General features: G+C 68.9%; 9 protein-coding genes. All 9 read right to left on the reverse strand.

All coding sequences use genetic code 11. From position 1 onward, the window contains the following. Positions 1 to 43: 43 nt before the first annotated feature. The gene (locus ACNPNP_RS02570) at positions 44 to 1,468 is read right to left on the reverse strand and encodes a GntP family transporter (protein ID WP_448964515.1); all 1,425 of its coding nucleotides are present in this window, start codon (positions 1,466 to 1,468) and stop codon (positions 44 to 46) included. A gap of 52 nt (positions 1,469 to 1,520) precedes the next feature. Next, positions 1,521 to 2,411: an NAD(P)-dependent oxidoreductase gene (locus ACNPNP_RS02575; protein ID WP_448964516.1), complete on the reverse strand. Its 891-nt coding sequence runs from the start codon at positions 2,409 to 2,411 to the stop codon at positions 1,521 to 1,523. Beyond that, positions 2,408 to 3,826, reverse strand: coding sequence for a four-carbon acid sugar kinase family protein (locus tag ACNPNP_RS02580; protein WP_448964517.1), 1,419 nt, complete (start codon positions 3,824 to 3,826; stop codon positions 2,408 to 2,410). Before ACNPNP_RS02580 ends, ACNPNP_RS02575 begins: the two co-directional genes overlap by 4 nt. 111 nt (positions 3,827 to 3,937) lie before the next feature. Further along, complete coding sequence (locus ACNPNP_RS02585; protein WP_448964518.1) at positions 3,938 to 4,645, reverse strand: FadR/GntR family transcriptional regulator; 708 nt, start codon at positions 4,643 to 4,645, stop codon at positions 3,938 to 3,940. A 44-nt stretch (positions 4,646 to 4,689) separates the two neighbouring features. Next, complete coding sequence (locus tag ACNPNP_RS02590; RefSeq protein WP_448964519.1) at positions 4,690 to 6,054, reverse strand: NAD-dependent succinate-semialdehyde dehydrogenase; 1,365 nt, start codon at positions 6,052 to 6,054, stop codon at positions 4,690 to 4,692. Between the two features lie 11 nt (positions 6,055 to 6,065). Beyond that, positions 6,066 to 7,532, reverse strand: a complete 1,467-nt coding sequence (locus ACNPNP_RS02595; protein WP_448964520.1) for an NAD-dependent succinate-semialdehyde dehydrogenase — start codon at positions 7,530 to 7,532, stop codon at positions 6,066 to 6,068. Positions 7,533 to 7,565: 33 nt separating this feature from the next. Beyond that, complete coding sequence (locus tag ACNPNP_RS02600) at positions 7,566 to 9,122, reverse strand: APC family permease (RefSeq protein WP_448964521.1); 1,557 nt, start codon at positions 9,120 to 9,122, stop codon at positions 7,566 to 7,568. Beyond that, positions 9,119 to 10,015: a universal stress protein gene (locus ACNPNP_RS02605; protein ID WP_448964522.1), complete on the reverse strand. Its 897-nt coding sequence runs from the start codon at positions 10,013 to 10,015 to the stop codon at positions 9,119 to 9,121. Before ACNPNP_RS02605 ends, ACNPNP_RS02600 begins: the two co-directional genes overlap by 4 nt. Continuing rightward, positions 10,012 to 10,277 (reverse strand): FAD-dependent oxidoreductase (locus ACNPNP_RS02610; RefSeq protein ID WP_448964523.1); only part of this gene is annotated, 266 nt, incomplete at its 5' end. The genes ACNPNP_RS02610 and ACNPNP_RS02605, both read right to left, overlap by 4 nt.

The raw sequence follows: 10,277 nt of genomic DNA on the forward strand, positions 1-10,277 counted from the left end.
CCCCTCCTCCGCGCTCGCGGAGGGGGGCGCCCTTCTGCGATCGTCAGCCGATCGGGATCGCGGCGTACAGGATCCAGGTGAGGAGGAACCCGGTGACACCGAGCACGGTGGTCAGAGGCGTCCAGGTGCGCAGGCCGTCCTTGACCGACAGACCGAGATAGCGGGTGACGACCCAGAAGCCGGAGTCGTTGACGTGGCTGAGGCCCAGAGCACCGTAGCCGATCGCGACAGCGACGAGGGCGACGTGGATGGTGTCGAGGCCGAGCACGGCGACCGACGGCAGCAGCAGACCCGCTGTCGTCGTGATCGCGACCGTCGCCGATCCCTGCGCCGCGCGCATGATGAGCGAGATGAGGAACGCGGCGAGCAGCAGCGGCATGCCCGAGCCCGCGAGCACCTCGGCGACCGCACCGCCGATGCCGGTCTCGGTGAGGATCTTGCCGAACGCGCCACCCGCACCCGTCACGAGGATGATGACGGCTGCGGCGGGCAGTGCCGACTCCATGACCTCGCCGAGCTTCGCGGCCGACCACCCGCGGCGCACGCCGAGGAAGAACATCGCCGCGGCGATCGCGACCATGAGCGCGAAGATCGGCTGGCCGATCATCGACAGGAAGCTGTTCCAGAAGCTGCCGGCCTCGAACGCGGGCGCCACGGCGGTGCCGAGCATGATGAGCACGAGCGGCAGCAGGATCAGTCCGAGCACGGTGAAGGCGCTGGGCGCCTTCTCACCGTCGCGGAGGCCCGCGTTCGCGGAGGGCTGGTCGTTGCCGAAGCTCTCGAACATCTCCTTGGTCGCCTCGATCATCGCGAACTCGCGGCGGTTGATCAGCTTGCCCACCCAGAAGGACAGCGCCGCGAGCGGGATCGACACGAGGAGCGCGAAGATCGTGACCCAGCCGATGTCGGCGCCGAGGATCGTCGCACCGCCGACGATGCCGGGGTGCGGCGGGACGGCGACGTGCACCGCGAGCATGATGCCTGCGACCGGGAGCCCGAACTTGATCGGGTTGAGACCGGCGACCTTCGAGAACGCGAAGATGATCGGCACGAGGATGATGAAGCCGGCATCGAAGAACACCGGGATCGCGAGGATGGCCGCCGCGATCACCAGGGCGATGCCGACCCGCTTCGGGCCGAGCCACTTGGTGAACTTCCCGGCGAGCGACTCCGCACCGCCGGAGAGCTCGATGATCTTGCCGAGCATCGATCCGAGGGCGACGAGCACTGCGACGGAGCCGAGCGTTCCGCCGACACCGGCGATGATCGCCTGGATGATGCCGAGCCGTTCGACGGTGCCGTCATCCGCCGTGATGTTCGTCATCGGAAGACCGGCGGCGAGGCCGACGACGATCGAGACGAGGATCAGGGCGTAGAAGGCCTGCATCTTGAAGCGGATGATCAGCAGGAGCAGCAGGGCGAGGCCTGCGATTCCGATCGCGATCAACGCGGGAAGAGGGAGCGTCACTGGATCTCTTCTTTCAGTTCTCCGGCGCGAGTGCACCGGGGTGGGGTGTGGGTCAGGAGCGTCGTTCGGGGGCGATCACGCGGATCACGGCGGAGTCGTCGTGCGCACCGAGGCCCTGGGCCTCGCCGAGCAGGAACAGCTGCTCGGCGGCGTTCGCGACGGGAGTCGAGAGGTGGGCGGCACGAGCCGCGTCGCCCACGATGCCCATGTCCTTGACGAAGATGTCCAGGCGGCTCAGCACCTCGGCGCCGTCCTCGTCATAGGCCTGCAGCGCACGAGGTCCGCGGTTGCCGAGCATGAACGAGTTCGCGGCCCCCGCGGTGAGCGCCTCGAGCGTCTTCTCACGGTCGAGTCCGAGGGCGTCGGCGAGTGCGAGCGCCTCGGCTGCGGCGGCGATGTGCACGCCGCACAGCAGCTGGTTGACCGTCTTCAGCGCCTGTCCGTCACCGGGCTTGTCGCCCACGATCGACAGCGTGGACGCGAGCTGATCGAGCACGGGTCGTGCGACCTCGAGCGCGGCAGGGGTTGCGCCGACGACGATAAGGAGATCTCCCTCTCCGGCGCGCACTGGTCCTCCCGACAACGGTGCGTCCACCAGCTGTGCGCCGTTCTCGGCCAGACGTGCGGCGATGTCGGCGATGCCGTCGGTCCCGACGGTGCTGGTGAGGATGACGACCGCGCCGTCGGCCAGGTGCGACGCGAGGCCGGTCTCGCCGAACAGCAGTCCGTTCAGCTGTTCGCCGGTGCGCACTGCCACGAGAACCGCCTGGGCATCGGCGACGGCGTCCGCCGCGGAGTCCGCCGGAGTGACGCCCTTCTCCGCTGCCAGAGCGATGCGTTCTGCGGCGATATCGAAGCCGCGCACCTCGAAGCGCTCGGCGAGACGGGTGGCCATCGGGAGCCCCATGGCTCCCAGACCGATGACGGCGACGGTGGAGGTCATCGCTGTTCCTTTCCATTGGCGTCGGCGAGCGTCGAGACGACGCGGGCCAGAGAATCCGTGTCGCCGACGTTGCCGGCGAAGACGATGTAGGGGATGCCGACGGCGGGGCCCGTCTCGGGCTGCCACAGCGAGACGATTCCGGGGAGCATCGGTCCCAGTACCGTGGCCCGGCGGATCTCGAGCGCCTCGCTCGCGACGTCGCTCGAGGTGATGCCGCCCTTCGCGATCACGAACCGGGGCGGCGCGAGTGCGAGCACGCGGCGCACCAGGTCGACGACGCCGCTTGACACCTTGCGTGCGATGTCGAGGCTCTCGTCGCCGTCGGCTCCGGTGACGAGTTCGCGGGTGGTGTGCACGATGACCGTGCCGTTCGCGAGCGCCTGCGCCGCGGCATCCGCCTGGGCATCGAGGTGGGCATCGCGGCGCTCATCGATCAGCTGACGCACGTCGAGTTCGATCGTGACGGTGTCCGGTCGCTGACGACGCAGCTCCTCGAGCTGCTCGGTGGTGAGCGGCACATGGCTGCCGACCACGACGAGTCCGCCGCGGTCGTAGGCGAACGGGATGTCCTCGGCGACGACGGGTTCGGCGATCTCCTGCCCGATGTGCGCGCGCACATACGGCGGACCGACACGCAGCAGCACGTCGCGATCGCGCATGCGGTGAAGTGCGAGCGCGACGACGCGCATGTCGGTCTCCTCCACGACGTCGACCACGACGACCGACCCCGTCGGCACGTCGCGGAGGAAGGACACCACTGCGTCGACACCCGAACGGATGACGCCGATCGTCAGGGCCGCCACGTCGTCCGAGGCGATGCGTCCTGCGGTCTTCTCGGCGACCCATTCCCGCAGATCGGACGCGGCGAACCCGAACGTCGCGTCCTGCGCGAACGGCGTCTCCCCCACCGGCGTCGCCTCGGCGCCCGTGACCCAGTAGTGCACCGACTCGACCGTGATGCGTCCGGCATCGGGGAAGGCGGGGACGATCAGGACGAGCTCGGGAGCCGTACCGCCGTGCGCGACGATCTCTCGGGCGAGCACATCGGTCTCGAGCGGGAAATGACCGCGGAGCGTCGAGTCGCTCCGCGAGACGAACGTCACACGACGGCCGGCCTCGGATGCCGCGGCGAGGGCCACGGCGACGACCTCGCGGTTGCGCGCGGCGGCGGTGTCCTCATCGAGCGACCGGGTGTTGGTCAGCACGTAGACGGCCGCGGCTCCGGTCGCGAACGCGCCGGCGAGGTCTTCGTGCTCCCAGCGGGTCAGCACCGGGAGACCGGAGACCGACTGGGTTCCGGTGGGATCGTCGTCCAGCACGACGAGCACGCCGTGCGGGTCGAGGGCGGCGCGGACCTCGTCGGCGCCGATCCGGACGGGCTCGGGCAGGGAGGCGAGAAGCGCGTCGAGGTGCATGGGAACTCCTTCGTCCAGGATCTGCTGCGGTATGCGAGATTCTCGGAGGTCGTTATCCGATATCAGATAACGAGAGTACGCCCCGTTCGCGCTTCCGCAAAATCGTGGCGTCTACTCGCCCAGCACGTACTGCAGCAGGTCGTCTCGGGTCTGGCGCATGTGACTCGCCATGGCCTCGCGCGCGGCATCCGCAGAACGCGTGCGCATCGCCTCGAGCACCGCCGCATGCTCGACGATCGCGTGTTCGCGGATGTCGCGCACTGAGCTCGTCTCGGTGCGCGAGTCCTGCAGCATCGTGGTGAGCGGACGCACGGATGCGACGAGGATGCGGTTGTCCGCGGCTGCGAAGATCACGTCGTGGAACGCGAGGTCGGCATCCACGAAACCCGGGACATCGCCGTTGTCGTGCGCCGCGCGCATCAGGGCGAGCATCGACTCGAGCTTCGCGATGTGCTCATCCGTGCACCGCGGGGCGGCGAGCTCGGCCGCGCCGGTCTCGAACATCACACGCATGTCGATCAGGTCGAGCGATGAGCGACGACGGGCTCCCCCGCTGCGGGCCACGCGCACGACGGCTTCCAGCCCGGTCCATTCGTCGACCGGTGCGATCCGGTGCCTGCTGCCGGGTACGGGGACGATGACGCCCTGCGCCTGCAGCAGTCGCACGCCCTCACGCAGCGTCAACCGCGAGACGCCGAGCAGCGCCGCGAGATCGGCCTCCGCGGGAAGGGTCTCGCCAGCGACGAGCCGCCCGGCGATGATCTCGTCGAGCAGCCCGTCGACGACGGACTGCGTGCGGGAGACTCGTTCGACCTTCATGCGTCCAACGGTAGCGCCACCGCACGCTCCAGCAGATTCAGCCCTCAGGCCGTGCGGATGAGCTTCTTGTTCACGAACTCGTCCGCGGCGAGGTGGCCGAGCTCGCGCGAGGTGCCGCTGCGTTTGACTCCGCCGAACGGCAGTTCAGGGCTGTCGGCGAGCACGAGGTTCACATAGACCATGCCCGCCTCGATCCGATCCGCGACCCGCTCGGCCTGCTCGGCATCCGTCGTGAAGAGGTACGAGCCCAGGCCGAAGGCCGTGTCGTTGGCCAGCTCCACCGCGGCGTCCTCGTCCGCGACGCGGTACACGACGGCGGCGGGACCGAACAGCTCCTCACGGTACGCATCCATCTTCGCCGTCACATCGGCAAGGACCGTCGGTGCGAAGAAGGCGCCGTCGCGGGTGCCTCCGGTGAGCAGGGTCGCGCCCTGTTCGACCGCACCGTCGACCTGGCTCTGCAGGTGCTCCGCCGCTGCGAGCGATGCGAGCGGTCCGAGCACGGTGTCGTCCTGCATCGGGTCGGTCGCCGGCACGATCGACATGCGCGCGACGAACTTCTCCACGAACTCGTCGTACAGATCGTCCACGATGATGAAGCGCTTCGCGCCGTTGCAGGCCTGGCCGCTGTTGTCCAGGCGCGCGTCGACGGCGGCCTGCACCGTGGCATCCATGTCGTGCGTGGACAGCACGATGAAGGGGTCGGAGCCACCGAGCTCGAGCGCGACCTTCTTGAGATTGCGCCCCGCCACCTCGGCGACCGCAGCGCCCGCGCGCTCGGAACCCGTCAGGGAGACGCCCTGCACGCGCGGATCGGCGATGATGCCGGCGATCTGCTCGTTCGTGGCGAGCACGTTCTGATACGCACCGTCCGGGAACCCTGCGGTGCGATAGATGTCGGCGATCGCGTTCGACGACTCGGGGCATTGAGGTGCGGGCTTGAGCAGGATCGTGTTGCCGACGACCAGGTTGGGCGCGGCGAAGCGGACGATCTGGTACGCCGGGAAGTTCCACGGCATGATTCCCAGCAGCGGCCCCAGCGAGTCGCGCCGGATGATCGCCGACCCCTCGCCGAGGATCGCGATCGGCTGGTCGGCCATGATCGCCTCGGCCTGGTCGGCGTAGTACTCGGCGATGTCGGCCGCGAAGTCGACCTCGCCGAGCGCTGCTTCGCGGGGCTTGCCCATCTCACGCACGAAGATGTCGGCGAGTTCCTCGCGGCGCTCTCGATGAAGCTCCGCCGCGCGGCGCAGGAGCGATGCCCGTTCGGCGACCGTCGAGGAGCGCGACCATTCTCGGTGCGCGTCGGTGGCCGCGGCGATCGCGCGCTCGATCTGCGCGTCGGTGAAGGTGTCGTAGGTGGCGAGTGTCTCGCCCGTGGCCGGGTTGACGACGGCGTAGTCGGTCATGATCGGTCCTCTCAGTTCGGGATCAGCGTGTACTTGGTCGACAGGTACTCGTGGATGCCCTCGAATCCGCCCTCGCGGCCGACGCCGGACTGCTTGACACCGCCGAAGGGGGCGGCGGCGTTCGAGACGACGCCCACGTTGAGGCCCATCATGCCGGTCTCGAGCGCGTCGATCATCCGGTGACCCCTCGCAAGGTCCTCCGTGAAGACGTAGGACACGAGCCCGTACTCGGTGTCGTTCGCGAGGCGCACGCCCTCCGCCTCGTCCGTGAAGGTCGCGATCGCCAGGACGGGACCGAAGATCTCCTCGCGGAGGATGTCGCTGCCCGCGGCCACCTCCGTGATCACGGTCGGCTCGAAGAACGTGCCGTCGCCGTCGAGCGCGTGCCCTCCGGCCAGCAGCTTCGCACCGCGGCCCACCGCGTCGTCGACGAGTTCGCCGGCCTTCGACACGGCATCCGCATCGATGAGGGGGCCGATCGTGACGCCGTCCTCGGTTCCGCGCCCGATCTTCATCGCCTGCACGCGCTCGGTGACGCGGCGCGCGAACTCCTCTGCCACGTCGGCGTGCACGATGAAGCGGTTCGCCGCCGTGCACGCCTGGCCGATGTTGCGGAACTTGGCGAGCATCGCGCCGTCCACCGCCTTGTCGAGGTCGGCGTCGTCGAAGACGACGAACGGCGCGTTGCCGCCGAGCTCCATCGACACGCGCAGCACGCCCTCCGCCGCCTGGGCGATGAGCCTGCGCCCCACCTCAGTCGACCCGGTGAACGAGAGCTTGCGCAACCGCGGGTCGGCGATGATCGGAGCCGAGAGCTTGGACGACGACGACGTCTGCACGACGTTGACCACGCCGGCGGGAAGCCCTGCCTCCTCCAGCAGTGTGACGAAGAACATCGTGGTCAGCGGGGTCAGTGCCGGAGGCTTGATCACCACGGTGCATCCTGCGGCGAGCGCCGGCGCGATCTTGCGCGTCGCCATCGCGAACGGGAAGTTCCACGGTGTGATGAAGAAGGACGGCCCGACCGGACGCTGCGAGACGACCATGCGCCCCGTGCCCTCGGGGTTGGAGCCGTACCGACCGGTGATGCGCACGGCCTCCTCGCTGAACCACCGCAGGAACTCCCCTCCGTACACGACCTCGCCGCGCGACTCCGCGAGCGGCTTGCCCATCTCGAGGGTCATCAGGAGAGCGAGGTCCTCCTTGTGCTCCTGCACGAGATCGAACGTGCGGCGCAGGATGTCGCTGCGGGTGCGCGCGGGGGTCGCGGCCCATGAGGCCTGGGCCTCGACCGCGGCATCGAGTGCGCGGATGCCGTCCTCCGGCGTCGCATCCGCGATCGAGTGGATCACGGCATTGGTCGCGGGGTCGCGCACATCGAACGTGCGCCCGCCTTCGGCGTCCACCCACTGGCCGCCGATGAAGAGTCCCGACGGGACACGATCCAGGAGGGCCTTCTCATTGGGTGCGGTTGTCATCGTGCTCTCTTTCTGTGCGGGGATGGTGGGGTCTCAGCGGCGTCGCAGGCTGGGCGGCGCGTCCATCGACAGCGTCTCACCGCGGAAGAAGGAAGGGCGCTTGATCGCCTGCCAGATCATGATGATGATGCCGAGGCCGATGATCCCGACGCCGAGCACGAAGACGCTCCCCAGACCGAACCACTCCGTGCCGCTGCCGTAATCGGGGTCCATGCTCTCCACGAGCGTGATGACGAACAGCGCCGCGAGGATGATGCCGCCCACCAGCGGGAACAGCAGCGTGAAGAAGATGTTGCGCATCGAATCGAACCACTGCCTGCGGAAGTACCAGACGCAGGCGAATGCGGTGAGGCCGTAGTAGAAGCAGATCATCATGCCGAGCGTGGTGATCGTGTCCCACAGGACGTTCTCATTGACGAACCTCATGATCGCGTAGAACACCGACGCGACGATGGCCGAGACGATCGTCGCATACCCAGGCGTGAAGAACCTCGGGCTGACCTTGGCGAACCGCGAGGGCAGGGCGCCGTAGTGCCCCATCGCGAGCAGGGTGCGCGCGGGTGAGACGAACGTCGACTGCAGCGACGACGCCGAGCTGGTGAGCACGGCGAGCGAGACGAGGAAGGCGAGCGGACCGAGGATGGGCCCCGACAGGAAGAAGAAGACGTTCGCCTGAATATCTTCGTTTCCGAGCCCGAGGCCCTCGGTGCCGCTTCCCGCGAAGGCGAGCAATGAGACCGAGATCAGCAGGTAGAGCACCACGATCGTGATGACCGTGAGAGTCGCTGCGCGACCGGGCGTCTTCTCGGGGTTCTTGGTCTCCTCGTTCATCGTGAGGGTCACGTCCCACCCCCAGAAGATGAAGATGGACAGCGACAGCCCCGCGACGACCGCCGTGAACGAGCCGACCGCGAACGGGTTGAACCACGACAGCTCCACTGGACTCGCGTCGAACGCGTTGCCCTGCGCGACATGCACGAATGCGGCGACCGAGAAGATCACCAGCACGAGCACCTGGAACGTGACGAGCACGTACTGCAGCTTCTGCGTGGTCTGCATGTCGCGGTAGGAGATCAGCGTCGCCCCGAGCATGAACAGCAGGCAGACGGCGACGTTGATGAACGGGTTGAAGGCGAGCTCGGCGATCGTGCCCGGACTTCCCGCGATCTGGTCGATCAGCAGGAACAGGAACTCCACGGCGATGCCGGCGAGATTCGAGAGCACCAGGATGGTCGCGGCGATCAGTCCCCAGCCGGCCATCCAGCCCACCCACGGGCCGAACGCACGCGCGGCCCAGGTGAACGAGGTGCCGGAATCGGGCATGGAGCGGTTGAGCTCGCGGTAGCCGAACGCGACCAGGAGCATCGGGATGAAGCCGATCAGGATGATGGCCGGTACCTGGAATCCGACCTCCGACACGGTCGGGCCCAGCGCCGCGGTGAGCGTGTACGCGGGCGCGATGCAGGAGATGCCGATGACGACGGCACCGATGAGGCCGACGGTCCCTGCGCTCAGGCCCTTCTGCGAGAGGCCTCCCGTGACGGGGGCAGGTTCGGGTGCGGAATCCGTGGCGCGAGGGGTGGTGCTCATGTGAGGTCTCCTTCGACCTGGGCACCTGTGCGGGTGCGTGGCACGACGATCATGGGAACCGGGAGCACGCGAAGCATCTTCGCTGCGGTGGACCCGAGGAACAGGCGGCGCGGCTGGGCGAGGCGGCTCGAGCCGACGAGGACGACCTCGCCGGGAAGCCACGACAGGTGCGTGACGGCATCCTCGACGCTGTCCCCCGGCGCCTGCTCGGCCGACACCTCGACGTCGTCCGGCAGCGCGTTCTTCGCGGTGGCCAGCACCTCATCGGCGTGGCCTCCGGCGACGACGCGGATCGCTCCGGTGTCGAGACCGGGCGGCACATCGAACGGCACCAGCGACACGAGGCGCAGAGAGGTGCCGCTGTCGGTGGCCATCGCCACGGCCTCGTCGAGGAGCACGTCGGCGCCGGTACGCGTGCCGAGCGCCGCCGTGATGCGCGGGACGACGTCGACCGTCTCCTGCGCGGTCCCCGCGGGTGCCAGCGCCACCGGGATCGGCGAGGAGTGCACGAGGGCGGATGCCACGCCGCCCAGTCGGTGCCGGCCGAAACCAGCGCCCTCGGCGGCGCCGACGACGATCAGGCGTGCGCCGAACTCCTCGCCGGCGGCGATCAGTCCCTCGGCGAACGACTCTCCGAGGCGGACGTGCCCGCTGCGCGTGAGTTCCTGCGGCAGGCGAGTCATCGCCTCGGCGAGCCACTTCTTGCCCTGCGCGCGGATGACGTCCTCGTAGGCGCGCTCCGGCGGGACGGCCGCGCTGCGCGTGCCCTCGGATGGCAGCACGATGACCAGGTGCAGCCGCGCGCCGAGACTGCGCGCCAGGCGCGCTCCGAGCGCTGCGGCATCGGCTCCGGCATCCGTCGCGGTGTACCCGACGACGATCGCGCCGCTCATTCCGCGCTCCCGGCCGCCGCACTGGTGGCCGCACCGCCGGTCGCCCGGCTCGCGTCCACGATGTCGGAGGCGACGAGGTGGCCCATGCGGATGGCGCCGTCGACGTGCTGGTATCCGGCGCCGGCGAGATCGCTGCAGGCGAAGTGGATCGGTCCGACCGGGGTGCGCAGGTCCTTGCCGTAGCGGTGCAGTCCGCCGAGGTCGAAGCTCGCGGCGTACGCGCCGCGCGTCCATTCCTCGCTCCCCCAGTCGCGTTCGTAGT

It is taken from the genome of Microbacterium xerophyticum, from assembly GCF_053543555.1.

What these genes read in the sequence shown, in the direction of transcription:
- ACNPNP_RS02605 (WP_448964522.1), bottom strand. Translation starts at nt 10,015, where the DNA reads ATGAGCGGCGCGATCGTCGTCGGGTACACCGCGACGGATGCCGGAGCC.
- ACNPNP_RS02590 (WP_448964519.1), bottom strand. Translation starts at nt 6,054, where the DNA reads ATGACCGACTACGCCGTCGTCAACCCGGCCACGGGCGAGACACTCGCC.
- ACNPNP_RS02585 (WP_448964518.1), bottom strand. Translation starts at nt 4,645, where the DNA reads ATGAAGGTCGAACGAGTCTCCCGCACGCAGTCCGTCGTCGACGGGCTG.
- ACNPNP_RS02580 (WP_448964517.1), bottom strand. Translation starts at nt 3,826, where the DNA reads ATGCACCTCGACGCGCTTCTCGCCTCCCTGCCCGAGCCCGTCCGGATC.
- ACNPNP_RS02600 (WP_448964521.1), bottom strand. Translation starts at nt 9,122, where the DNA reads ATGAGCACCACCCCTCGCGCCACGGATTCCGCACCCGAACCTGCCCCC.
- ACNPNP_RS02595 (WP_448964520.1), bottom strand. Translation starts at nt 7,532, where the DNA reads ATGACAACCGCACCCAATGAGAAGGCCCTCCTGGATCGTGTCCCGTCG.
- ACNPNP_RS02575 (WP_448964516.1), bottom strand. Translation starts at nt 2,411, where the DNA reads ATGACCTCCACCGTCGCCGTCATCGGTCTGGGAGCCATGGGGCTCCCG.